Annotated in this window: 20 protein-coding genes; 6 read left to right on the forward strand and 14 right to left on the reverse strand. The window is 39.9% G+C overall.

Going from position 1 to position 26,137, the window contains the following annotated elements; genetic code table 11:
• The first annotated feature begins 134 nt into the window (after nt 1-134).
• A complete protein-coding gene (locus tag Q4575_RS08615) occupies nt 135-2,309 on the forward strand; it encodes a bifunctional diguanylate cyclase/phosphodiesterase (protein ID WP_303522371.1) in 2,175 nt (724 codons plus the stop codon).
• 26 nt (nt 2,310-2,335) lie between these two features.
• On the opposite strand, the gene Q4575_RS08620 is transcribed toward Q4575_RS08615, so the two are convergent.
• Complete coding sequence (locus Q4575_RS08620) at nt 2,336-3,262, reverse strand: LysR family transcriptional regulator ArgP (RefSeq protein WP_303522373.1); 927 nt, start codon at nt 3,260-3,262, stop codon at nt 2,336-2,338.
• Nucleotides 3,263-3,369: 107 nt separating this feature from the next.
• On the opposite strand from Q4575_RS08620, the gene Q4575_RS08625 reads away from it, so the two are divergent.
• Nucleotides 3,370-3,969, forward strand: a complete 600-nt coding sequence (locus Q4575_RS08625; RefSeq protein ID WP_303522375.1) for a LysE/ArgO family amino acid transporter — start codon at nt 3,370-3,372, stop codon at nt 3,967-3,969.
• A 45-nt stretch (nt 3,970-4,014) separates the two neighbouring features.
• On the opposite strand, the gene Q4575_RS08630 is transcribed toward Q4575_RS08625, so the two are convergent.
• Nucleotides 4,015-4,974 carry an SMP-30/gluconolactonase/LRE family protein gene (locus Q4575_RS08630; RefSeq protein WP_303522377.1) on the reverse strand — a complete coding sequence of 320 codons (960 nt, stop codon included), beginning with the start codon at nt 4,972-4,974 and terminating at the stop codon, nt 4,015-4,017.
• A 139-nt stretch (nt 4,975-5,113) separates the two neighbouring features.
• Here Q4575_RS08630 and Q4575_RS08635 point away from each other — a divergent pair, with 139 nt between their 5' ends.
• Nucleotides 5,114-6,247: an endo-1,4-beta-xylanase gene (locus Q4575_RS08635; protein ID WP_303522379.1), complete on the forward strand. Its 1,134-nt coding sequence runs from the start codon at nt 5,114-5,116 to the stop codon at nt 6,245-6,247.
• A 269-nt stretch (nt 6,248-6,516) separates the two neighbouring features.
• On the opposite strand, the gene Q4575_RS08640 is transcribed toward Q4575_RS08635, so the two are convergent.
• From Q4575_RS08640 to lptD, 8 genes are all read right to left on the reverse strand, one after another.
• The gene (locus Q4575_RS08640; protein WP_215965144.1) at nt 6,517-8,370 is read right to left on the reverse strand and encodes a DUF5060 domain-containing protein; all 1,854 of its coding nucleotides are present in this window, start codon (nt 8,368-8,370) and stop codon (nt 6,517-6,519) included.
• A gap of 267 nt (nt 8,371-8,637) precedes the next feature.
• Nucleotides 8,638-10,650, reverse strand: coding sequence for a methyl-accepting chemotaxis protein (locus Q4575_RS08645; protein WP_215965143.1), 2,013 nt, complete (start codon nt 10,648-10,650; stop codon nt 8,638-8,640).
• Nucleotides 10,651-10,813: 163 nt separating this feature from the next.
• The gene (locus tag Q4575_RS08650; RefSeq protein ID WP_303522382.1) at nt 10,814-11,632 is read right to left on the reverse strand and encodes a symmetrical bis(5'-nucleosyl)-tetraphosphatase; all 819 of its coding nucleotides are present in this window, start codon (nt 11,630-11,632) and stop codon (nt 10,814-10,816) included.
• 8 nt (nt 11,633-11,640) lie between these two features.
• Complete coding sequence (gene apaG / locus Q4575_RS08655; RefSeq protein WP_215965141.1) at nt 11,641-12,006, reverse strand: Co2+/Mg2+ efflux protein ApaG; 366 nt, start codon at nt 12,004-12,006, stop codon at nt 11,641-11,643.
• 7 nt (nt 12,007-12,013) lie between these two features.
• On the reverse strand, nt 12,014-12,859 hold the full coding sequence (gene rsmA / locus Q4575_RS08660; protein ID WP_215965140.1) for a 16S rRNA (adenine(1518)-N(6)/adenine(1519)-N(6))-dimethyltransferase RsmA: 846 nt from the start codon (nt 12,857-12,859) through the stop codon (nt 12,014-12,016).
• A gap of 3 nt (nt 12,860-12,862) precedes the next feature.
• Nucleotides 12,863-13,855, reverse strand: coding sequence for a 4-hydroxythreonine-4-phosphate dehydrogenase PdxA (gene pdxA, locus Q4575_RS08665; RefSeq protein ID WP_303522386.1), 993 nt, complete (start codon nt 13,853-13,855; stop codon nt 12,863-12,865).
• Between the two features lie 3 nt (nt 13,856-13,858).
• Nucleotides 13,859-15,145, reverse strand: a complete 1,287-nt coding sequence (gene surA / locus Q4575_RS08670) for a peptidylprolyl isomerase SurA (RefSeq protein WP_252736638.1) — start codon at nt 15,143-15,145, stop codon at nt 13,859-13,861.
• A 13-nt stretch (nt 15,146-15,158) separates the two neighbouring features.
• A complete protein-coding gene (gene lptD, locus Q4575_RS08675; RefSeq protein WP_303522389.1) occupies nt 15,159-17,450 on the reverse strand; it encodes an LPS-assembly protein LptD in 2,292 nt (763 codons plus the stop codon).
• Between the two features lie 163 nt (nt 17,451-17,613).
• Between lptD and djlA the strand changes: the two genes are divergently transcribed.
• Nucleotides 17,614-18,468: a co-chaperone DjlA gene (djlA, locus tag Q4575_RS08680; protein WP_303522391.1), complete on the forward strand. Its 855-nt coding sequence runs from the start codon at nt 17,614-17,616 to the stop codon at nt 18,466-18,468.
• A 19-nt stretch (nt 18,469-18,487) separates the two neighbouring features.
• On the opposite strand, the gene Q4575_RS08685 is transcribed toward djlA, so the two are convergent.
• The gene (locus Q4575_RS08685) at nt 18,488-19,525 is read right to left on the reverse strand and encodes a DUF3530 family protein (RefSeq protein WP_303522393.1); all 1,038 of its coding nucleotides are present in this window, start codon (nt 19,523-19,525) and stop codon (nt 18,488-18,490) included.
• 134 nt (nt 19,526-19,659) lie between these two features.
• Between Q4575_RS08685 and hemH the strand changes: the two genes are divergently transcribed.
• Nucleotides 19,660-20,790: a ferrochelatase gene (gene hemH / locus Q4575_RS08690; RefSeq protein ID WP_303522395.1), complete on the forward strand. Its 1,131-nt coding sequence runs from the start codon at nt 19,660-19,662 to the stop codon at nt 20,788-20,790.
• A 54-nt stretch (nt 20,791-20,844) separates the two neighbouring features.
• Nucleotides 20,845-22,221: a Na+/H+ antiporter NhaC family protein gene (locus Q4575_RS08695; RefSeq protein ID WP_303522397.1), complete on the forward strand. Its 1,377-nt coding sequence runs from the start codon at nt 20,845-20,847 to the stop codon at nt 22,219-22,221.
• Nucleotides 22,222-22,469: 248 nt separating this feature from the next.
• Here Q4575_RS08695 and Q4575_RS08700 read toward each other — a convergent pair whose 3' ends face one another.
• The 3 genes from Q4575_RS08700 to Q4575_RS08710 all read right to left on the reverse strand — a co-directional run bounded on the left by Q4575_RS08700 (nt 22,470) and on the right by Q4575_RS08710 (nt 26,115).
• Nucleotides 22,470-23,663 carry an amino acid aminotransferase gene (locus tag Q4575_RS08700; RefSeq protein WP_215965133.1) on the reverse strand — a complete coding sequence of 398 codons (1,194 nt, stop codon included), beginning with the start codon at nt 23,661-23,663 and terminating at the stop codon, nt 22,470-22,472.
• 29 nt (nt 23,664-23,692) lie between these two features.
• Nucleotides 23,693-24,346 carry a histidine kinase gene (locus tag Q4575_RS08705; protein WP_303522399.1) on the reverse strand — a complete coding sequence of 218 codons (654 nt, stop codon included), beginning with the start codon at nt 24,344-24,346 and terminating at the stop codon, nt 23,693-23,695.
• 95 nt (nt 24,347-24,441) lie between these two features.
• On the reverse strand, nt 24,442-26,115 hold the full coding sequence (locus tag Q4575_RS08710; RefSeq protein WP_215965131.1) for a fused response regulator/phosphatase: 1,674 nt from the start codon (nt 26,113-26,115) through the stop codon (nt 24,442-24,444).
• Nucleotides 26,116-26,137: the final 22 nt, after the last annotated feature.

Consider the following 26,137-nt stretch of genomic DNA (forward strand, 5'->3'; position numbering starts at 1 on the left):
TTCCTTAATTAGTTAGTATTGCATGGCGTAATTAATATAACTTGTTTTGTCTATCAATGACTATACTCCAAGTTAATCCCGCTTTAGATGCATTCAACCGAATTTAATTCTCCAATCGAAATAAGGAACACAGTTTGAGTGATAAAACGACACCAGTAAATAATCGACAAGAGAATGATCATGAACGATTAGAACTTATTATTAATGCTACTGGTGTGGGAATTTGGGATTGGCAAATTCAAACTGACGAATTGACGTTCAATGAGCGGTGGGCAGAAATTATTGGTTATCGTTTTGATGAGTTGGACCCAATTAAATTTGATACATGGGCCAGCAATTTACATCCTGATGATTTAATTAGAGCAAACGAATTAATCACTCAACATTTTAACGGTGACTTAGAGTTTTATGAAGTCGAAGCCCGAATGAAACATAAATCGGGTCATTATGTTTGGGTTCAAGCCTCAGGGAAACTCGTTGAATGGGATATAGATGGTAATCCCAAAAGAATGATAGGTTTCCACCTGGATATTACTGATCGTAAAAAAGCCGAAGAGCGAATGATTTTAGCAAGTCAGTTGCTGAATGAATCCCAACGTATAGGCAAGCTAGGTGGTTGGGAGTTAGATATAAAAACCGGTGATTTATTCTGGACAGAAGAAACCTATCGGATACATGAAACTACCCCAGACGAATTTAACCCAACAGTTGATGCCGGCGTCGACTATTTTTTACCAGAGTCAAAAATAGTAATCGCGAAAGCACTTGATGAAGCAATAAAAAAAGGGGTTGGCTATGACCTCGAATTAGAGACGTATACCACAAAGGGTAGAAAAATAGATGTAAGAACAACATGTACGGTGTCAATGGAAGACGGCGTCCCTGTGCGCCTTGTCGGTATTTTCCAAGACATAACTGAGCAAAAAAATAATCAGAGAAAATTGGAAAAAAGTAATCGTGATTTGTCAGTTGCCAATTCAGCATTAAAACTTTCCGCCCACTATGACCAACTTACCGGCTTGCCTAATCGAAATTTACTGTCTGATAGGCTTGAGCACGCTATGGCAAAATGTATAAGAAATAAAAAATACATTGCCATTGCGTTTATTGACTTAGATGGATTTAAAGTTGTTAACGACACACAGGGTCATGATGCTGGAGACGAATTACTAAAAAAAGTGGCAACTCAGTTAAAGCATACATTGCGTGAAGGGGATACGTTATCGCGTTTTGGCGGTGATGAGTTTGTGGCCGTTATCGATGACCTTACATCGCCTTCTGAGAGTAACTTGGTCATATCGAGAATGCTAGAATCATTATCGTCCTCGATTCCTGTTGGTGATAAATTATTGAAAACTTCTGCGAGCATTGGAGTTACGTTTTACCCATTAGATAATGCGAGTCCTGATCAACTGCTACGTCACGCTGACCAAGCAATGTACATTGCCAAACAAGAAGGTAAAAACCGCAGTTATATTTTTGACGTAGAAAGAGATGTCGCAGTTAAACATTTAAATGAAGAATTAAATAGAATCGCACAGGCATTAAAAAACCAAGAGTTTGTACTTTTCTATCAGCCAAAAATTGATCTTAGGACCTCCGACGTTGTTGGGGTTGAAGCATTAATCAGGTGGCAACACCCAGAAAAAGGATTACTATCCCCAGCGTCATTTTTACCTGCCGTCGAACATGATATTTTGGATATTGAAATTGGTAAATGGGTTATTAATACCGCCTTAAAACAATTACAAACTTGGCAGGCCGCTGGTCACAATATTCCAATTAGTGTCAATATCAGTCCAATGCATTTGCAGCACTCTGTATTTGTTAATGACTTGAAGAAAAAACTTAGCAACTATCCTCAATTTAAAGCAGAAAGTTTAGAGTTTGAAATTTTAGAAAGCAGTGCTTTAAAAGATATTGAGTTAGTTTCAAAGGTGATGAAAGAATGTGAGAAGTTAGGCGTACGTTTTTCAATTGACGACTTTGGGACAGGCTATTCATCATTGACCTATTTGAAACGCTTACCTGCGAAATATTTAAAGATTGACCAATCCTTTGTACGAGACATGTTATTTGATAAAGACGATACTGCAATTATTCAAGGTATCATTGAATTAGCTAAAATATTTGACCTTAAAGTAATTGCTGAAGGGGTAGAAACCCCTTTACATGGTGAACTTTTATTATCATTAGGCAGTTATTTAGCGCAGGGTTATGGCATCGCCAAACCGATGCCTGAAAATGAATTTTTAGCTTGGCTAGTAAAGTGGGAACACGCCCCTTATTTAGTCGATGGAAGTAAATAAAAGTAAACTGATTAAGATTAAACTATCTATTCCAACGTGTTTTTAGCAACTTGTGTCGCATAATCTCGTAAAGCTTTTAATTGCGGGCTTTCTGTTTGCCAGTAATGCCAATAAAGCGGAGTGTCGATGAAATAGCCTGGGGCCAAATCGACTAACTCTCCAGTTTCTATTGACGTTCCAAGTTGTAAGGTTGGCAGTAAACCGTAGCCTAAACCCGCTAACATGGCCTGTTTGAAACCTTCAGAAGAAGGTAAATTATGCGTATATTTTGGTGTCGAGCCATTAAGCTGTTGCAGAAATTGATGTTGTAATTTGTCATTCTCGTCAAACACTAAACAGGGTAAGTTCGCCAATTGACTGGAAGATGTCACATTGTGACGTTGAACAAATGCAGGACTTGCAATAACTTGATAACGTAACGCGCCTAAATAACTGACTAAACCACCGTTTACCGCCTCTGGTGTTGAACAAATGCACACCATCACCTCGCCAGCCTTCATACGTTTCAGTCCGATAGATTGATCTTCTAAGATAATTTCAAAACGAAAATGCCCATGACTATTAGCATCGCTTTTGGGGAGCGCCAATGCATCCGGTAGCCAGGTTGCTAACGAGTCAGCATTAACTGCTAACTTAACGGTTAGTGGTAAATCCGGTGGGGCGCTTTCATCAAATGTACGAATACTTAACGCGACTTCTAATTGCAATACTTGTTGTAAGTGGTTTAACAGTCGCTTGCCAAGGGCTGTTGGTTTAGGCGGTTGGGTACGGATTAAAACTGGCTCACCAAGTGTTGATTCTAATTGGTGAATGCGTCGACTAACAGCTGACTGCGTAATAAACAGAATTTTAGATGCTTTTTCAAAACCACCCTCGGTTACAACAGCGGAAAGTGCGTGAAGTAGTTGATAATCAATCATGAGTTTTATGCATGTACCAGTTTTATTATTCATTGGATTTGTATCTAAGCAGGGATTACGCTTCGTGTCATCAAAAAATGAGTGACTTAATTTAAAATTTATAAAGATTTAAATACGCATAATCATAGAGGTTTAATACGATGTCTTTTTTATCTGGCATGATGCTGGGACTCAGTTTAATCATCGCCATAGGCGCACAAAATATTTGGGTATTGAGTCAGTGTATGGCTGGCGCTAATCGATTGGTGATTGCTTTTGTCTGTATCGCTTGTGATGCAAGCTTGATTATTATAGGTGTTTATTCTGCGAATGAAATTAAGCTCGTATTACCCGGGATTTTACCTTGGTTAATGTGGGGTGGGATCTTAATGTTGCTCTATCTTGCTTATGGTTCGGCACAAAGAGCAATTAAAGGCACTTCAGGTCTTAAGTTAACGAACACAATAAAAGTGAGCTGGTGGCATACGGCGATTACCGCGTTGGCTATTAGCCTTTTAAACCCCCACGTATATTTAGATACCGTGCTTTTACTTGGAAGTATTGGTGCGTTACAACCTAATCCAGCGCAATTTGCAGCTGGGGCCTGCGTAGGCTCAGTTATTTGGTTTAGCAGTTTGGTGCTATTTTCACCTAAGCTTAAAGTATTGCTGAGCTCACCAATGAGATGGCGAGTTTTTGATTCTGGTATTGCGGTTATTTTATGTTTTGTGGCGTTGCAACTCTACATGGTAAAACTATGAATCGGGTCAGGTCATTTTCATACAACACATAAATAGAAGACATAACTAATTTCTTAATCCTGCAATATTTACCTGCATGGAAAACAAACCTTTAGCCGTCGTGATAAGAATTGTTTTGTTATTTTTACCACCAAAAGCGAGGTTAGTGACATTTTGGCCCAAAACAATTTTGTCGATGAATTTACCAGTGGGTGAGTAGATATTAATTACGCCTTTATTGTGGCTACTGACATAAAGGTTTCCTGCACAATCCACTTTAATGCCGTCTGGTGAGGCGACCTTAATAAAATCTCTGCGATTAGAAACATCGCCACTGCTACTAATATCGTACTTACTGACTCGATTACTAAAATCACCGATATAGAGCGTTTTTTGGTCTGGCGAAAGCGCAACACCATTAGGTTTATCTAAACTGCCATCGATTAGGCTAACTTTACCATTGACATCAATCTTATAAACACCAGTGTATGGCTGCTGTTGTGTTCTATCGCCAAGTTGCCAGTTGGGATCAGTAAAATAGATATTACCCCTGCTATCCATCGTCATATCATTTGGTGAGTTGAAATTTAATTGATTAAATTGCCCGGCAATGATGTTGTTTAACTTGTGCTTTATGTTGAGTTTAGAAACCGATTGAGAGTTATGATTCAGGTTATATAAATTGGCGCCTTTGGCATATAAGCCATTGGTGCCACTGTGGGTTAAATAAGTGGAAACCGAATTAGGTAAAACCAGTTTGTAGATTGTTGAGTCTGGGCCCTGTGCCTGGGAACTTGAGAAATTCATTTCAGAAAAATAAAACGCCTGTGACGTAGTTGACCATGTTGGCCCTTCTAGAAACAAAAAATCATCACTGATTAGTTCAACCTTTGAACCATGGGGGATTGGAGATTGACCATCACCATCACAATTTTTAGCTACCATGGTCGGATGGGCCATAGCGGCTTGGCAAAACGTTAGAAATAATGCAACAGTGGCTAAGTTTTTTTGCAGTGCTTTTCTCACAATCGTAATCTCTCTTTGTTTTCCAATTACTATTTTTTGTACTATTGCTGTAAGTAGTCTTACTGACTATAACATTCACACTTTTCATCGTATGATTATTTTTTATTGAAAAATCATTATGATTATACGGAGCTTACCAATGTATAAATGCCTGACTTTTGCGATGTTATTGCTGGTTGAACCAATTACGGTTAGTGCTCATCAGGAAGTCGAATTAAAGACGTCATTTGCCGATGCATTTAAAATGGGCGTTGCGGTAAATCAGGATATTGTTACCGGGAAAGACGCGGCGGCCTATTCCATTATTACTAAGCAATTTAATACTGTTACGCTTGAAAATGCGATGAAAGCGGAAGCGATTTACCCGTCACGCGATAACGTTGATTTTAGTGGTGCAGATGCATTTATCGAATTTGCGCAGAAATACCAGATGTTCACCGTTGGGCATACGTTAGTCTGGCATAACCAAACACCAAGTTGGTTTTTTCATAACCGTAATAACGAACCAAACACGCCAAAGCAACAGCTAGAACAAATGCGCAAACACATAGAATTAGTTGCAGGGCGATATAGAGACAAAGTTGATGCATGGGACGTTGTAAATGAAGTTATCGCTGACGATGGTACCTATCGCCCAACAACCTGGGTTAATAGCGTGGGCGACGGCGATACTATGGTTAAAGCAGCGTTTAAATATGCCCAACAATATTCACCCAATACTGAACTCTATTACAATGACTTTAATGCCTGGCGACCCACTAAACGAGATGGCATTGTGCGGATGGTTAAAATGTTGCAAAAAGAGGGCATTCGAATTGATGGTGTTGGCATACAAGCGCATTGGGGCTTAAATTTTCCTCGAATGGAATATATTGAAGACGCTATCGACGCCTATTCAGCATTAGGCATTAAAGTGATGATCACCGAACTAGATATTGACGTTTTACCTTTGACAAAAGAGGGCCAAATTATTGGTGTCGATATGATGAAACCACAGTTTCAATTGGAAGAATTTGAAACTTTTTTGGATCCATACAAAGCGGGGTTACCTGAGGATATCGAAGCGCAACTTACCGCCCGTTATAAAGCACTGTTTGAGCTGTTCTATAAAAAACGTGACAAGATAGACCGAGTTACCTTTTGGGGATTGCATGATGGCATGTCTTGGAAAAATGGTTATCCCATTCCAAACCGAACAAACTATCCACTGCTTTGGGATCGTAATCTAAATCCTAAACCGGCCGTTAAGGCAATTGCGGAAGTTGTAAAATAAGGGGCTGAATCTTATCGAAAGATCGGTCTTTGACCTCAAGGCGGCTCTTGTAGTCGCTCTGTTTTGAAGTACAGCTAGGTAAAAGGGCTCTATCTAGCCAATACTTATGCCTCACATTACCGTCGACGATAATATAAACTTTAAATAAGGGGGAGGGTGCAACCAAAAAGCGGCTCGCAGGGCAGAACCTGCGAAGCTAGGGCGAAAACGTCTGCAATCTCCAAATGCCAATGTGTAACCGCAGACCGGCTAATATTACGCCATTAAATTCATTTTAAATTTGTTTTGATTATATATACCCAGTCGTCATTTTGTGTGTCAGGTGGGGCGGGCAGTGCGCTTTCAGCTGAGGAGTCCCGACATATTTGAGAACCCGCAATGTATTGATTGCTGCGGGGATTAAACCAATCTAATTGGTAACAACCTTGTGGTAGCGCCGCAGATGCTTGATTAGCTTGTTTAAAATAGAGTAAATAATAGGATTTATTATCAGTTAATCCCCAGCCTGACCGGCTCAATGTAGTCGATGGCGTTAAATCTTCGAACGGTACAAATTCTCTAAAAAATGCCGCAGCATTGGTCATTTGGAGATAGAAGTCTTTAAAAGGTGCAACATCTTGAACAAATATATCGCCGCCACCGCCCAAATAAAACTCGATTCCAGCGCCGCCCGCCATAAAAGTAGCCCACACGTTGTCTTTTCGCCATTGGTCAATGTCGTTAGCGGGATGGTTAATATAGGCTTCGTCCATTGAAATAACCCAAGGGTGATCGCTATTTTGTGTCAATTGGCGATACTTTAAAACGTCGTTGTAAGTTGTATTGGTTTTAAGCTCGCCCTGTAAACTTGGGCCGGTATATGATTTATAACCTAGGATGTTATCGTCTTGTTTATCGTATATATGATAATCCAACGAAGGGCCATTATGAATTACGATATGTTCACGGTAGTAAGTCAGTGATTGTAGATAATCGGCAAATTGTTTGCGTTGTTTTGTCGTGTTTGCTTTTTGTTGTTTGTCATCGCCACTTGGGTCTTGCCAGCCGTTTTCCTCACCAATATTCCATGTTGTCGCTAAGTGGTAGCCAAAGCGTGCAAATAATTCTCGGTAATAGATTTTTCTGGAGATGGCAAAGTCGTTTTCTAATCGACTTTCAAACCATTCAAAAAGTGATTCGTTTTCGGTTTCGGTCAAGACAAAGTGGGTCATTATTCCTTTGCTTTGCATATGTGAAAACAGAATGTCCCACTGTGCTAATTTAGATACGTCATAACGGGTTGGCTCACTTTTATCGACCCAAGGCCAAACTTGTTTGCCGTCACCTAAATGGTTCATGGTTAAAAAATAAAAGGCATTTATGTCAAATGAAGAAAGAAAGTTTATTAATCCAATAATACCTTTCGAAGATTCCGTTTTTGTCCCCTTTGCCGTTGAGTTAGTCGTGTTCCAAATAGGGTCGCCTGATTGCCAATGTTTTACATGCTCCTGATAGTTACGGTCTGTGGGGGTGTTATCAAAACCAGTAAAGCCAAGCAATACTTCAGGGCTATTTGCACCAGCCTTTAAAAAGAATTCGAGATTACCGCTAAATTGCAAAAATGGTTTGTTAACATATTCAAGCTTTCCTTTGGTTCTAAAGTCTTTGTTATCAAGCTTTATTGTTGAATTAACAACCGTAAACTGCCCCTGTTTTTTGTCAAAGTAGCCTGCAGAATCAGAATGCGCCGTTTGTTTTGTAGTAAAAGGTAGGCTTGCGATATTTTCGCCTGTAACAAAGGACATTGAATAGCGCCAGACTCCGACTTCATTGGGAGAGAATAAAACCTGCCATTTATTGCCAGCTTGTGCATGGGTATTTTGAGCGTTTGCGTCGGCGGCATAAAATCCAGGGACAAGGTAACGTTTATTGCTTGGGCTGATAAAAATTGCGTCGGCCCTGAAGTCGCTAAACGGATTTGGTGTGGCAAGTTCATTGGTTTGTGGACCGTCAAACGTTAGGCTAAGTTTGTGCCAAATATTTACCGTTTGGTTTCCTGAATGGCCTTGTGCAAAGCTACTACCAAAACCTAAGGCGAGAAATGCAGTAAGTAAAAACGTTATTTTTATTGTCTTAATTGTCATTGGCGTCCCACTAAATAAAAATACTAATTATTAACAGGCTACTTTAATCAAATTTAGGTCGGACTATATGTTACGTTTTTGTGTTTAGCGCAAAAATTATTGTTGGCTTATTTGATACGTTAAAAGAGGGAGTTTGTCTCAACTAGTTAATTAAGAGTATTGTTATAAGTGAAGGTATATTTAAAATATCTGATAATAATCCTTTTATATTTAGACATAAAAAAACCAACTTCCGTTGGTTTTTTTTATTGAATGGTTAGCCTAGGTTTAAAGTCTGAACTGATCCACTGACAATCTTAGTTCTTCAGCTAATCGCGCAACTTCTTGCGAAGATTGGTCAGTTTGTACCGCACCTGCGGCGGTTTGCTCGGCAATTGCAACAATTGATTCTAGTCGTTCACTAATTTCGCTGCTGACTTGATATTGCTCATTCGCTGCAATCACAATTTGTTCACTCATATCATTTGCTTGATGAACAGAATCTGTGATGCCATCAAGTGCGATAGTTGCTTGTTCAGTTTGAGTGACACACAATTCAGCTTGAGTTTTACTGTTATTCATTACCGTTACTGCAGATTTAGAACCGCTTTGTAATTGTTCGATCATGTTTTGAATTTCTTCGGTCGACTCTTGAGTTTTACTCGCAAGAGAACGAACTTCGTCGGCAACAACCGCAAAGCCACGGCCTTGTTCACCGGCACGAGCCGCTTCAATCGCAGCGTTAAGTGCTAATAAGTTTGTTTGTTCCGCTATGCCACGGATAACATCTAAGATGCCGCCAATAGCTGCACTGTGATGATTAACCTGATTAATAACACTAGAAGCTTGTTCAATTTCACCAGCCAAACTCATAATGGTCTGTTTGTTGGTATCTGAAATTTGTTTTACGCGTTCCGCTTCTTCGTCAGCATGTTTAATGTCAGCTAACGCCTCTTTCGCACGTTCCATTACCGATGATGATGTACTGCTCATTTCTGTTGTTGCCGTTGCAGCTTGTTCTACTTGAGAACGCTGGTCATTTATTGCGATAGTAGATTCTTTAACGACCATAGAGGTCTGTTCAGAGGCAGTTGCAAGCTGATTTGAACGGTTAACTATGCCATTAATAAGCTCACGTAGGCTTTCAATAAGTTTATTACAGTTAGTGGCTAATTCACCAAATTCATCGCGATTTGAGTCGTCTAGTCGTTCAGTTAAGTCACCGGTTGCAACAACGTTAAGTACGCGGTTAACTTCAGCAAGTGGGCGAGTTACGCGGATAACCGTTTGCCATGCAATAAAGACAGATGCGATAACGGAGAAAACAATTACGCCATAGCTGATGTTAACCCCTTCGTTAACGTCGTTTGTAACGTTATTTGTAGTTTCGTTTAGCGTCGTTTTAACTGCTGACTGCAACGCTTCCAATTGATCTAATCCATCAAGGATTTTTTTGTTTGTCGTTTCCAGCAGTGTGTCGGTTAGTGTAATTTGATCTAGCCATCCAAGTTTTAATTTGTGCACGGCTTTAGGTGAATTCAGTAATTCATTAACAGCTTCTAATTGGTCTTCAATATCAGAAAAACCTTCAAAACTATTTTTTTCAACATCTGCTTTAATCAGTTCCAATAAAGTACCAGAACGTTCTTGAATATAGGCTAATTCTTTGATGATAGTTTCGACGTTTTGTTTTTTCGCTTCTTTACTAATATCCGACATCGTCGTGATTAGTGAGACCATCGTCGATTCTAATTGAGAAATATTTTTTGTCGCGTCATCGGTGGGTTTTAAATTATTAATATCTATGAAATCTAGTAAGTATGTTGCTGCGTCGTCTGCCGCGTATTCTGTCTCTTCTAGTGCCGAAGCTACATTGTCACGATATTCTAAAATTTTGTGTTTAGATTCAAATAACTTAAATGCAGTATCTTTAAAACCAGAATAGGACTCTGTGACATTAGGCAATTTGTTGGCGAGTTCAGACGTATTAGAAACTATACCTTTAAGAAGGTTTAAATCAGTTTCAAAATCAGCCGCTTGTGCTTTGAAAGTATTAACCGACTGCTCTGTTTCTGCATAGTTTGATGCGTAATAGTCAAGTAATGTGGTTTTACTTAACAACAAGAAGTGCTGTTGTAACTTGGCACTAGCCTCCATTGCCGGTACTGATACTTTGTTCACGTCCTGTGTCGAATCTGAAATTCCATTTAACGTTGTCACAGAAACTGCGCCTAACCCTAAAATTAAGACAGAGGTAATGGCAAACCCTCCAATTACTCTCATTGCGACTGTTAAATTCATGGGCACTCCTACTAAATACAACGAAACTCTCTGTTAATATATGAGTATCGGCAGACAAGTTATTATTATTAATATAATTTAAAATACTATCACGTTGTTTTTGTTATTACAGTAATAATGCATAAGTAAAATCTAAGTCGTTACCTTATCTTTGTAATAAAAATTATGCATCAACCCTAATAAATGACTGGGTTTGCCAATCTAATAGCGTAAAGTGGTTACCCCATACAAAACCCGTATCCAGTGCGATAATATTTTTATTTCCCGTTTCACCCATTAACGATGCCCAATGGCCAAAAATCCATTTGTTTTTGTCAAAACGTTTTGGGGCCAGTTGAAACCAAGGAATAAATGATTTGGACATTGACTGGTCGAGTAAACTAGGCGAGCCTTTCTGGCTGAAATCAAGTTCGCCTAAAGGAGAGCAGAATCGCATTCGAGTCAGCGCGCTAATGGTATACCTAAGTTTGTCTTGATCAGGCATTTCTTCGGTCCACACACTTGGTTTATTACCGTATAACAGCGGTAAAAAAGACAGGTAATTGCTACTGTTTAGCTCATCGCTAACGTTTTTAGCCCATAATTTGGCCGTTTTGGGTTTCCACAATGGCGGTAAGCCTGCGTGTGTCATATAACCACTTTTATCCGGCAACGCTTGAATTAAAGGCTGTTGGCGCAGCCAATCTAAGTATTTGGGCAGCTTTGAACTGTCGAGGAGGTTTGTTAGATTGTCCTTCGGATTGGCTTTTTTTAAACCATTGGCAACGGCTAAAAAGTGTAGGTCATGATTACCTAATACCGTTTTCACGCTGTCACTGTTTTTGTAAAGATATTTTAGTACGGCGAGGGAGTCCTCGCCGCGGGCAATTAGATCACCTGTTAGCCACAATACATCTTTTGCTGGATTGAACTCAACAACTGCTAAAGCCTTTCTTAATCCGGCATAACAACCTTGAATGTCACCAATAAAATAGTCGGCCACGGTTTTCCTTAATGCACGATATTTGGGATCGCAAGCCTAAAAACAGGAATTGCGACATTGGTTAATTCGTCGCCTGCTTTTGCCATTTGATAATAACCTTCCATTGTCCCCACTTCTGTCTCTAAAACACAACCGCTTGTGTAAGTATAATCTTCATTGGGCTGGATAATAGGTTGCTCACCAACAACACCAGAGCCCTGAACTTCTACTTTTTTACCGTTTGCGTCTGTGATCAACCAGTAACGATTAAATAATTGCACGGCAACATCTTCGTTGTTTTTAATGGTAATTGTGTAAGCAAATACGTATCTAAAACTTTTAGAGTCAGTTTGTTCTTCAATATTTCGAGTGGCTACGGTTATCTCGATATTCATCAATTTGTTACCCCTGCTTTTTGTTGTCTAACCACTGGGCAATCTTGATGTAGTCGTCTAACGACAGATTTTCAGCTCTTTTTGTTGGATCGATACCAAGTGAAACAATCTCTTCAACCGTTGCGATATTTTGCAAACTGTTACGTAACGTTTTACGACGTTGGTTAAATGCCTCAAGACAAACGTGATTTAATGTCGCTGGATTAACCTGGTTACGATCTGCATGCGACTTAGGAATTAACCGAATAACCGCAGAATCAACTTTAGGTGGTGGCACAAACGCAGAAGGTGGCACGTCAGTCACAGGGACACAACGACAGTAATATTGTGTCATAACACTCAATCGACCAAAGGTTTTACTGTTTGGCGCCGCACACATTCTATTTACAACTTCTTTTTGAAGCATAAAGTGCATGTTTTCAATGTTGTCTAAAAACTGAAACAAGTGAAACAACAACGGCGTCGAAATATTGTATGGCAAATTGCCAAATACTTTTAATGGCTTGTCATCACGTTTGATTTCAGAGAAATCAAATTGCATTGCATCAGCTTGATAAATATTTAACTTTTTACCGATAAATGGATGAGTCGACAATCGCTCAGCAAGATCCTTATCCAGTTCAACAACATTAAGTAAGTCTGTTAATTCCGCCACTGGCTCTGTTATTGCGCCAAGACCGGGACCTATTTCAACAATGTTTTCGCCAACTTTAGGGGAAATCGCGCGTACAATTCGTTCGATAACGTCTTCATCTGTTAAGAAGTTTTGACCAAATCGTTTTCTGGCTTTATGCCCCTGATGAATACCTTTAGCAGGGTTAAAGTGTTTTTTACCTGACGTGCGTTTAGTCATAAATTATTTTCGTGCCTTTTGTTCGTTGGCCATTTTTATTGCATAACGAATAGCAACTTCAATGCTACCAACGCTTGCTTCTCCGGTTCCCGCTAAATCTAAGGCAGTACCGTGATCAACCGATGTTCTAATATAAGGTAAGCCTAGTGTGACATTGACTGCATTGCCAAAACCTTTGTACTTTAATACAGGTAATCCCTGATCATGGTACATGGCTAACACCGCGTCTGCTTGATCTAACAATTTAGGCTGAAAAAGTGTATCTGCCGGAAGGGGACCAACTAGGTTTAGCCCTTCACTCCGCAATACATCGAGCGTAGGTTCGATGATTTCAATTTCTTCACGGCCCAAATGGCCGCCTTCACCGGCGTGTGGGTTTAAGCCGCACACTAGAATACGAGGTTCGTCTAATCCAAACTTCGCTCGTAATTCGTTATGTAAAATGGTTGTCACTTTGTGCAACCGTTCTGGAGTAATCGCTTTGGAAACATAAGCTAGTGGGATATGAGTGGTTACTAATGCGACCCGTAAACCTTCAGTTGCAAGTAACATTACAACGTCGGATGTATTTGAATGATTAGCAAAAAATTCAGTGTGACCACTAAATGGAATACCAGCTTGGTTAATTATGCCTTTGTGCACAGGGCCTGTGACAACAGCGTCAAAAACCCCGTCCATATTGCCCTGACTCGCAATGGTCAAGGTATTTACAACATAATGGCCATTTTTGTCATTTAACTCACCTGGAAGCGACTCCACACTAAGAGGTTCGTGACAGACAAATAATTCACCGGGGACATGAAGTTCAGGTTTTGCCGCAGGGTCAAATTGTTTTATGACCAATGGTAAACCTAATGCTTCAGCACGTTCTTTTAATAAGTATTGATCAGCAATGGCAATCAATTGTGATTGCCATTCTTGTTGTGCGACCTGAACAACAAGTTCAGGTCCTATTCCAGCGGGCTCACCTGGTGTTACCGCAACTCGTTTTATCATTAGTTACTCTGCAATAATTTCTATAAATGCCTGATCTCGAATTTCACGTAACCAGTTTTCAACTTCTTCCGCAAACTTACGGTTATACAAAATTTGGTACGCTCTATCTTGTTTGCTCTTTTCAGTCGCATCAGCGGTTCTGTTTTCCATTAGCTGCACCACATGCCAACCAAACTGTGAGCGGAATGGCGCGCTGTACTCACCTACTTCTAACTTACCTAATTGAGCTTTAAAGTTGTCATCATAAATGTCTGGGTTTGCCCAGCCTAGTTCACCGCCTTTAAGCGCTGAGCCTGGGTCTTCAGAATGTTCTTTAGCAAGCTCGCCGAAATCTGCGCCGTTGTTTTTAACGTCTTCAACAAATTTATTTAGCATAGATTGTGCTTTTTCTTCACTCAGAATAATAGACGGTTTAATCAGAATATGACGTGCTTTAACTTCTTTAACTTCGACTGTTTGACGGCCACGGACATCGAGTATTTTAATGATGTGAAAACCTGCGCCAGAACGAAGTGGTCCAATTAAGTCACCTTTCTTTTTACCTTTAATGCTGGCTGAAAATAGAGTAGGCATTTCGTTGATGCTCATAAAGCCCCAATCACCACCTTCAAGTGCTTTAGCACCAGATGAAGAAGCGATAGCAACCTTAGTAAAGTCACTGCCTTCATTCAGCAAGTTGATAACCTTATCTGCAACTGATTTACGAGAGGTAATCTCTGTTTGGGTTGCTTTGCTGTCGACTGCAACTAAGATATGACCTATTTGGTATTCTTCTTTACTTGTTTGTTTGTCAATTAGTGAAATAAGAGTATTCACTTCCTGCAGTGAAATATTTACGCGTCGGTGGACACTGGCACGACGAACTTCACTAATTGAAATTTCTTCACGCAGCTGCTCTCGGTAACGCTCATAACTTTGACCTGAATCAGTTACAATTTTTCGTAGGTTTTCCACAGTAATTTTTTGTTCAGCAGCGATTGACGCTATAGCTGAATCTAAGTGCGCATCGCTGATCTGGATGCCCATTTTTTCTGCTAGTTGTAACTGAATACTTTTTAAAATCAAGCGGTCAATTGACTGTGTTCTTAATGCTCGATCAGAAGGCAATTCTTGATTGCTTTTCAGTGCCGTCGCTTTAACTTCGTTAATTACTGATTCAATTTCACCTTCTAAGATAACGTTGTCGTTAACTATGGCAGTCACATTATCGATTTTTTTAGGAGCTGCATTAAGCGCTACACTTGTCATCGCAAATAGAAGTGTCAGGCTTAAAATCGATTTTCTTATCATTCTAATTCTCGTTTTAATTTGTTATCAAATAGGGGCGACGATAAGCGAAAATGCTGTCAGCAAACAACTTAGTGATTGCTGATTTGGTTTCGCCGCCGAGTCCATTAATTCTAAAATTTAAGCCAATGCTGTTGTCGTAAGTTACGTCAACATCGTCTATAGCTTGTTCGCTGTTTAAGTCTAATCTTACCTGCCTTTGGGCTGCAATTTGCACGCTCCAACAACAAGAACGATATTCAAATCCTACTAAGCTGTCGAGGTTTACCTTGCGCTCAGAGTCATAGTGGTAACTTGCCGCAATCGACCACTGATTATTAAGTTTGTAACTGGTGAAAAGGCCAGTTTGGTTGATCTTTATGCCCGCGACATCATTGGCAAATCGATGGTTGATCTGAATATTTTGATCTTGTGTCAAATAATAATCGAGTGCCACAAATCCTGTATCAACTTGCTGTGCGTCCCGATTAATTAGGAAGCCGCCGTCAAGTTGCCAATGTTCTGAGATCCGACCAAAAAACTCGATAGCAAGCGACGGTTTAGAGGTGGTTAACTCGCCATTAGTTCCCTCTTCATTACTATTTTGGCCAAATTTCTGTACTTGGCCGATGCCAAATCGCAATAACTCTGTGTTCTTTTCGTCAAATATACTTGTACTAAAACCATACGTGGCTTGGTTCATAGCAGATATACGATCGATACTTGAATATCTATTATCGCGGAATAGTGCAAAATAATCTTCTTTTAAAAGCTGTGAATCATAGAGGCCAATGCCAGATTGATCTTCTTCTTCAACATATACATATTGGATTTTTGGCTCCAAAGTCTGTCTCACTGACTTACCAAAGTAGTTACTCTGTTTTTCGAAGTTTAAGCCTGTTAATAGGCGATACTTAAAAATGCCACGGTAAATATCTTCTGAGGTATCCGCAGTTGTATTTTGAATTTCGTAATTTGTTGATAAAAAACTTACACCGGTTTCAAACTGAAAGGCAGGGCTGTAATAACTATAATTTAATTTAGGTTCAAAATGCAGTCGGTCAATTCTATCGTCATCAAACGAACTATGAGTGAAGTGGGTATATTGGCTATGCAGGCTAACGGTCACGCCTTCCATAGCCAAGTTTTCACGCCAGTCAGTTTGCAGTTGGATTGGCACAACATACGACGAGGTATGGGGGCCAAGTTCAGATATTTTTTGAGATAAAAAGCTCGCATCAAATTTTTCGCTGAAATAGTTTACATTGACGAAGTTATTGAGATGCGTATCCGCCTGATGATGATAGTCACTGTTAAATTCGCTGATGTAATTGTCATCACTCAAATTGGTATATTGCATTTGCATATTCCAATTTTCGTCCCAACTGGAGTCGTGTTGGATATGTGCCAAGTAACGTTGCGATAGACTATCGTCACTTTGATCTTTATCTAAATATTCAAGTTGTAAAATATTATAACTGTTTTGAGTCATGTACCGTAAGTTGTTATTTAGCTGTGTGCCTCGCTCTGACATGTATTTAGGTGTGAACGTATAATCTAGGTTTGTGGCAATATTGAAGTAAATAGGCTGTGCATAGTACGCGCCATATCGACTTGAATTACCTAACTCCGGGAACAATAAACCGGTTTTACGTTGGTCTGTTATCGGGAATGTTACGTAGGGTACGTAGATAATAGGCACATCATTTATTCGAAATGTGGTATTCCAAGCCTCGCCCCAGCCTTTCTTTTGATCGATATAAATGCTGTTTGATGAAAACAACCAACTTGGGTCATCGCCCGGACATGTCGTAAATGTTGCATCGGCGAGTTTAAGTTTTTGATTATTCTCAATTGAAAACTCTGCAGCTTTACCGCGACCTGAGTTAAATCCAAACTGGTATTCGGCATCAAGTAACTTAAAGTCTTTGTTGGAATCGTCAATAAAAATAGATTCGCCTTCAACTGTGGCTGAGGTCGAATCCAATTTAATATTACCTTTAGCGGTAAATTGGTTTTTTAGCTCGTCGTAAATTGCACTGTCTGCTTGTACGGTTTGTTGTTGCTGAAAAATAACAACGTTACCTTGAAACTCCGTAAATTCGTTTCTGATTAATTCAGCTTTATCGCTTTCGACCATTATTTCAGAGCGGCTTTGATACGAGTTTGCAATTTTTTTTATGCGAGCTTCTTCCGCGCTCACCGGAATTTCGATGTCACAAAGTGGAACAGCTGCCAAAGCACTGTTCGAAAAACAATAAAGTAACAAGGTCGATAAAGACGTTTTGCTTAGGCGCAGTAATATTGTCTTGACGCGATTAGCAATCATGGTTGGACTCAACGTAACCTCATATGGAAAAATTTAGGGGAAAGCACACAGATAGAATTCTATCCGATTTTTTTACGCTATACTACGCGGCCTATTGAATTAGGATATAATTTCCCCATTAAAGTGGGTGATTAGATTAAGATTTGTACAAAAGTAGGTGAATGTGACTGGAAAAATAGCTGGGGTCATTTTTGGGATCCTTTTAACTCGCAATATTTTAGGTGCGCTTGTGGGCCTATATGTTGGTTATTTGTTCGATAATGCAATTAAAAAGATGGCGAACAAACAAAATGTTGCAAACTGGCTAGAGAGTGGCGATTCAAAACAATCGATCTTTTTTTATAGCACTTTTTCTGTGATGGGGCATGTGGCAAAGGCAACCGGTCGGGTAACACCAGAGCACATCCAGACAGCATCCGATTTTATGGCGAAAATGCGTTTGTCTGAATCGCAAAAAGAAGAAGCGCGTGACGCGTTTAGAGAAGGTAAACTGCCGGGGTTTCCACTTAATGCGAAACTTAAATTATTTAAACAGCATTTTGGTGATCGCAGCGATCTACAGCAGTTTTTTCTCGATATCTTAGTTCAAACCGCTTATAGCGATTCAGTCTTAGAGCAAAAAGAATATGATGTGTTGTTGAAGATAAATAAAGAATTGGGCTACACCAAAAGGTTCTTAGATCAGCTTATTTCAATGTGGGAAGCTGAAGTTCGATTTCAGGCGTATAAGCAAAAACAACAGGAAAAATATAAGCAATACGACCGTCGTTCGGAACAACGAGAAAAATCTCGACAGGCTGAGTCTCCCTCCTTGCAAGATGCTTACGCACTTATCGGGGCGAGTGAGCGTGATTCTACTCGAGAAATTAAGCGGGCATATAAAAGATTGATGTCACAAAACCACCCAGACAAGCTTGTTGCTAAAGGACTTCCTCCTGAGCTTATGGAATTGGCGAAGCAAAAAACGCAAGATATTCAAGCGGCCTATGATCTGATCAAAAAAGCCAGACAGTTTTAATTTTTAATTGCATTTGAGTTTACATCCCTACGGATGATAAAAAGCCGTATATTTCTTTAAGAATACGGCTTTGTTGGCCGTAGTAATTAGTACCAACGTGCAGTTTTCTTTGTCGATAATCGACCTTAAAATACTTCCGGGCTAATTTCTTCCGCATGTCAACATTGGCGAGAACCCAACTGTTATCAGCATATTGATATAAATCTAAGATGGCATAATCACTATTAGCGACACTTTCTGCTAATTTTTTGTTTTCATTTTGTTGTGGCATAAAAGCACTGAGCATAATTAATGCGTCCGGCAAAAACTGGCGATTTTGGGCGATGATTTCCGTTATCCAAGCGCAGCTTTTTCCCTGACAAATAACAAGATAGTAGCCGGGTGAACTCGCGGCAAGTTGCCATGCAGCATCTAATCGACGTTGGATTTCTGTACTGATTTTTTTGCTCCCTTCGGGAGTGAAAATGGGGTCAATATAAAACGATTTTAGCTGTAAGTTAGGATTCGTTTTTTCGGCAACCTCAGTTTTTGGATCTGCCTCACTTTCTGTTTGTTGTTCCGAACTTGAAGGTTCATCAACTGTACCAACTTCCACGGTGTCTGTGGCGTTTTCATCAGTGGCAGGTGTTGTTTCTTCTTCGATGATTTGTGAAAGGTCATCTGGCATTGTCAGTAATAAACTGTTCCAGCCATAGTCTGTAAGCTTGTCGTATAGCCCACTGATCGCAGCTTGTTTATGAATAGGTTGCTCGATATCAGGTACAATGATCGCCGTGCCTTTGGTTAGGCCCGCGGTTTGTTCTTTAAATAATGCAATAAACTCTTGGTCGCCAGCGGTTAAAAATTTAATTTGTTCGTCAGCAATAAAGTGACGAATGTCTTCTGCATGCTGGCGCGCTTTAGAGATCGGCGGGACATATTCAGCTGCGTTTGCAAGTTGCATAAACAACAGGCAACATGCCAGCGCAGTCGTGACTAATGTCACAATCGTTCGTATTGGTGACATTTTGTTGTTTTTAATAAATGTTTTCCTGTCTTTTGCCATTACTTTACGCATAAAATAGTTAACTTGTTGGCTCTATTATTTAATATCGGCTTTAGTTTCAATTCCTATAGCGCTTTGAGCATAATATTAATAAGGGTGATCGATATCGAACTTTTATCGTACATAGATAATTTAAGTGAAGTTGCATGAAGTATATTAATTCAGAAAATTATAAACACGAACATGGGGACAAAATTGGCGTTCTTCTTGTTAATCTAGGTACGCCAGAAGCGCCAACTAAGGCGGCTGTAAAGCCTTATTTAAAGCAATTTTTGTCTGATCCCCGTGTAGTCGAAATTCCACGGGTAATTTGGTACATGATCCTAAACGGGATTATTTTACCTTTTCGTTCAAAGCGTTCCGCTCATGCATATCAACAAATTTGGACCGAACAAGGCTCGCCATTATTAGCGAACACAGCGAGTCTTTGCGGCGGTGTTGTTAAACGTATGGCACAAAAACACCCAAACCTAGTGGTCGATTTTGCTATGCGTTATGGCAAACCCGATATGGAAAGTAAATTGCAATCATTATTGGATAAAGGGGCGACTAAACTCATTGTTTTACCTTTATATCCTCAGTATTCAGCGACAACGACTGGCTCAACGTTTGACGAAATAGCGCGTTTGTTTTCAAAGCGTCGCTGGTTTCCAGAATTACGGTTTGTGAACCAATATCACGATGATCCTAATTATATTGAGGCATTGGCCAATAAAGTGAAAGCGCATTGGCAGCAACATGGCAAGGCAGAAAAGCTCGTATTGTCTTTTCATGGGATCCCAAAACGGTTCTGGTTAAATGGTGATCCCTATGTTTGCCAATGTTTTAAAACAGCGAGATTGTTAGCTGAAAAATTGGAACTTACAAAAGATGAAATGCTAACGTGTTTTCAGTCTCGATTTGGAAAAGCGGAATGGGTGCAACCTTATCTAGAAGGTACGTTAAAAGCGTTGCCAGGCAAAGGCGTAAAGTCAGTGCAAGTATTTAGCCCTGGTTTTTCCGTGGATTGTCTGGAAACACTTGAAGAAATTGCAGTAGAAAACAAAGAGTATTTTGAAGACGCTGGCGGTGAACGTTTTCAATATATTCCCTGTTTAAATGACGATGAGTCTCATGTTGACATGATAATGAATGTTATTGAACGTCATGCAAGCGGTTGGGATCTAGCCGATGGTCAATCGCCAGAAGCGCATGCAGAGGCTAATGCAAACCTGCGTCAAAGCGTTATTGATAAAGAAGAAGAACTTTCTCAAATTTCGTCAGTCACGAGCGTTTAGTAAGTAGGCGCTCTTAATACATAATAATAAGTCTAATCGAGTGAAAATTACATTATGACAAATGACCTTTCAATTCTGTCGTCAAATAACGATAAAGGTTCAGCAATTGCCTTATTACCCTTAGCTTTCTTTGTCGCTATCTTTTTGGGGACAGGCATTGCATTGCATTTACAAGGCGTGGCATATGCGTTTTATCAATTGCCTGCACCTGTCGCCATTATTCCGGCTATTATCCTCGCCTTAATGCTTGACCGAACACGTCAAAGACAGGCAAATAATGGTTTGTTAGTCGCGCCATTGGAAACCAGTTTGAATTCATTTATTGAGGGCATGGGGAATAATAAAGTTATTACTATGTGCTTGATTTACTTGCTTGCCGGGGCGTTTTCATCGGTGGCAAAGATCACGGGTGGTGTCGATGCCGTTGTCGCTTTAGGCCTTGATTTAATTCCGGGTCAACTGGTCGTTGCTGGGTTATTTATAATATCGGCCATCATAGCAACGGCAATGGGGACAAGTATGGGGACAATTGGTGCGGTAGCGCCAATTGCCGTAGGTGTAGTTAGTGCCACAGATATTGACCCTGCATTTTTAGCCGGCGCTGTTGTGGGTGGCGCAATATTTGGAGATAACTTAAGTTTTATTTCTGATACAACTATCGCGGCAACAAAAACGCAGGGCGCTGAGCTGAAGGATAAATTTAAAGAAAACCTAAGATTTGCATTACCCGCCGCAATTATTTGTTTGGTTATTTATAGTTTTGCGTTGGACTCACAGGTGACAGAGTTACCGAGTCAGGTGGATTCAAATTGGATCTTAGCCTTACCTTATTTCCTAATTATTGTATTGGCAATTTTAGGTGTTAACGTATTTGCGGTATTGTTATTAGGTACTGTTTTATCGGCTTTGAGCGGCGCAGTTTTTGCTGATTACGAGCTAGCTAATTTGGGTAAAGATATTTATGCCGGTTTTAGTGCGATGCAGGAGATATTCTTACTCGGGTTGTTAATAGGTGGTTTAAGCCAATTGATGAAAGTGCAGGGTGGTTTAGGGTTCTTAGTCAGAAAAATAGAGAGCTTTACGCAACGGTTTGCCAGTGAAACGAACAAATACGCCAATAAATTTGCAATCGGTGGATTGGCTTTCATTACCAATTTAGCCGTGGCAAACAATACCGTGTCAATTATCGTTACCGGTGATACAGCGAAACAGCTAGCTGAAGACGCTAAGATCTCTCCTAAACAAAGTGCAAGCTTACTTGATATCTTCAGTTGCATAGCTCAGGGCATCGTTCCTTATGGCGCTCAGGCACTTTTGGCTGCCGCGTCATTTGGTATCTCACCGGTCGAAGTTGTCACAAACGTTTGGTACTGTTTTATTCTGGCACTGGTAACTATTGTTCTGTTGTTTTGGAAAAACGGCGAGAGCTAGTCATTAGGCTTACGACTTTGTTGTCAGTTGCATTTAGAGGCTCTTATCCAGAGCCTTTTTTATTCCCGGTAATTACTCAATGCCAATTGATACACCTAAAGGTTATCTCAATTACCGACTATTAAATTATTGAGTGCTAGCTGAGAAAGATGTCTGACGTGAGAATATCTTTATGGTGGCATGTTTTTTTGAAAAAAAAACCGCAACAATTAAATGTTACGGTTTTGATTTACAGTAAATAATGGCGCTTATTTATTAAGTACAGCCGCCAGTGATTCTGCTAAGTAATTTGCATTGGTGTCGTTAACACCGGCAACATTCACTCGGCTTGAACCGACGATATAAATGCTGTAATCAGTTTTTAATGTGTTGATGGCCGCTTTATCTATTCCTAAGAATGAGAACATACCATTTTGGTTTGCAATGAAATCAAAGTTTCCAGGGACACCTTTCTCAGCAAATTTCGTTGCGATAAAGCTACGAAGTCCGTTAATGCGTTCACGTTTCTCGTTTAACTCTTGATGCCACAATGCGGTTAAATCTTGGCTGCCCAAAATAGTGGCAACAATATCAGCACCGTGTGCAGGAGGCATAGAGTAGATTGCGCGAATAACATTTAATGTATTGCTAAATGTAATTTCTGTTTTAATCGCGTCACGCCCCACAATGCTGATTGCACCGATACGTTCACGGTACAAACCAAAGTTCTTAGAACATGAAGAACAAACAATCATTTGCTCAACTTGATCTGCTAATAAGCGAATACCAGCAGCGTCTTCTTCTAAACCAGAACCAAATCCTTGATATGCAGAGTCGATTAAGAAAGTGAATTTTTGCTGTTTTGCGATATCAGCAACAGTTTGCCACTGCTCGATATTAAGATCCATACCACTTGGATTGTGGCAACATGCATGGAATAAAACCACATCACCTTCTGGAACTTTGCTCAGTGTTTCAACCGTTTCGTTAAATTTAAGACCCATAGTGTCAAAATCAAAATATGGGAATTCTTCAACTTTTAAACCAGCTGCTTTGAATATGCTTAAGTGGTTTGCCCATGTTGGGTTGGTTACCCAAATGGTCGCATCTGGATTTGCACGTTTGATTAATTCAGCTGCAACTCTTAGCGAACCTGTTCCGCCAGGGGTTTGTGCGGTCTTTACGCGTGATGACTCAATGATTTGATGCTCACCAAAAATCAACTGAGTAATAAGTGAATTAAAATCCGCGTTACCCGCTAAACCTAAATACGATTTAGATGTTTCGTTTTCAAGACGAAACGCTTCTGCTTTTTTTACTGACTTTAAAACTGGCGTATTGCCAACTTCGTCTTTATAAACACCGACGCTTAAATCAACTTTTTTAGGGTTTGGATCAGCTTTAAATTCGGCCATTAAACCAAGAATAGGATCGGTAGGAACGGGTTGTAATTGATCAAACATGATGTCTCACTTAACTGTTATTCGGTTGATTAATTTAATTTTGAGTTTGAAAAAAGGTGGCCTAGCACCTCGCAAACAACTTCAAATACGGCTTGTTTGTCCGCGTCAAAGCTATCTGTACTAAAACATTCTGCGTCGATGATACCAATAATGTGGTCTGTACAGCCAGACCCATCGTTGACCTTTTTTAAACTATTTGGTGATAAAATAGGCCAACATAGTTCACTTTTCACTTTTGGGTCGCAGGTATAGTATTCACCGCCGTCAGCGACGTACTTTTGGACATCATTAATTGTCCGTTTTTCACCATAAAGCCCAACAAAACTATTGTTGCTGATAGTTGCAAATTCAGGTGTTAATGGGAATTCAGCACGGCTTGGTTCACCAAAATAAGCCAATTTTGTTAATACTTTCTGGTCGTTATTATCAGAGCGTGTTAAGTAAACTCCAAACCAGTCAACGGCCGTTTTGTATTTGACCCAGTCAACAACTGCTTGAACTTGTTTAAGTAATACTAACTGCTGAGTGTTTAATACATTCGTTAAATCAAAAGGTTCGGCTGCGAGTTCGCCAAATAACGAACAGCTTCCCCCTTCACCTAGCATAGGCACTGCATACTGGGTGATCAGATTAACAGGGTGATTTTCAAGCCAAGTAAGTAACTCATTTTTTAATTCAAGCATTAGCAATATTCTTTATTTTGGGTGTTTAGCCGTCTAAACGTAAGGAATGCTAACTTGAGAAAACCGATATGTAAACCATTTTTGGTATGTTGATGTTAATTTATTGATCTAATTGGGGAGTTAAGTTTATAAGCAACGTGTACTTGGTTACCTTTTTCATTGTAATTAACAAACTCAGCAAGCTCATGTAACAACATATTGCCTCTGCCGTGCTCTAATTCACATTCAAAATCGAAGTCATTGTCTTCCGCAATAAATCCGTCGCCACTGTCGGTAACAATAATATGAACTGAGCATTCAGCGGGCTCGTAATTAATGGCAATTTTGATTTGGCCTTCATTGAGTCGTTCTAATCTCTCAATTCTTAAACTGTAATATTCCATAAAGCCATCGTCAGTGTCTTTGATTTTGGAGTCAAGGCCCAACAAACCATGATCCACAGCATTATTATACGCTTCTGACAGTAACAAAAAGAGTGTTGAGCGATGTAACCCCGCGCCTTTTATTTGCGCAATTAAATCGACAACTTCGGCAACAGGGTCTGTCGATTTTATTTGTTCAACATTTAAATCCAAATTAATGACAAGTGGTAATGTGGAGAAATGGTTATCCCACTCATCTTCATTTGAGTTAATTGCTGCACAACGAAGCGATAAAATTGAAATGTCGTCGTCTTGTTCTGCTTCGCCACGAAATTCATTGAGGGAGTCGACGATCTGTGCAATTGAATTGTTGTTAACGTCGTTTATTAAGTGTTCGAGCCTATCATAACCGAACATTTCTTGGTTTTGATTAAACGATTCAACTACGCCGTCTGTCGCCATATAAAGTTTGTCAGAGACGGAAACCGAATAATTTTCGACGGCTAAGTCAAATTCGACATTGTCAAGAATACCAAGGGCCATATGCTGAGATGCGATAGTTTGCTTTATGCCACTTAGGTCATCAACTAAATACATATCTGGCGTGCCACCTGCCCATATCGATAAGCTTTTACCTTGACTGCTTAACTCAATAAGGGCCGCTGCACAAAACATATCGTCGGGCAGTAGTGTGAGTAAAATATCATTGATTTCACACGCTATGTCACCAACCGATAAGCCTTTTTGTGTCATTGAATAAAAGGTTCGTGAGACTGGTAACGTTCCCACTGCAGAAGAGAGTCCGTGACCTGTGAAGTCACCCATCATCACATATAAGTTACCTGTTGGGCCGAGCGCAACCAACATAATATCGCCGTTAAACATAGAAGCTGGCGACAAGTGGTATTCAAGTAAGTGAGGAACTTTGTAATTGCCCTCAAGGGCTCGGTTAAATATATGTTCGACAATTTGGTGTTCGCGCTCAGTTTTTAGTCGATAGAAATCAAGCTGCTTTTTCTGTTCGAATGTTTTAATACTTAGAGCACGGATCCGAGAATGAGCCTGAATTTTTGCCTGTAGTATAACCCGGTCAAATGGTTTGTTAAGGAAGTCATCACCGCCTACTTCAAGGCAATGTTTTAAACTGTCTTGGTCGTCCAATGCGGTAATAAAAATAATTGGCAAGTAAACTTCTTTCGACAGTTCTTTTAACTTTGGCGCCGTTGAATACCCATCTAAAATCGGCATAACAACGTCGAGCAACACTAAATCAGGAGATTCTTGTTTAAAAACACTGATAGCTTCGATGCCATTTTCGGCTAAAACAACAGTGAAGCCTTCATGCTCTAGCATGTGCTTAAGTAAACTGCGATTTAGTTCTTGGTCGTCAACTACCAGTACTTTCAATGTTGTTCAGCCGGTTGATATA

It is taken from the genome of Psychrosphaera sp. 1_MG-2023 (assembly GCF_030548245.1).
In the GTDB taxonomy this organism is placed as follows: Bacteria; Pseudomonadota; Gammaproteobacteria; order Enterobacterales; family Alteromonadaceae; genus Psychrosphaera; species Psychrosphaera algicola.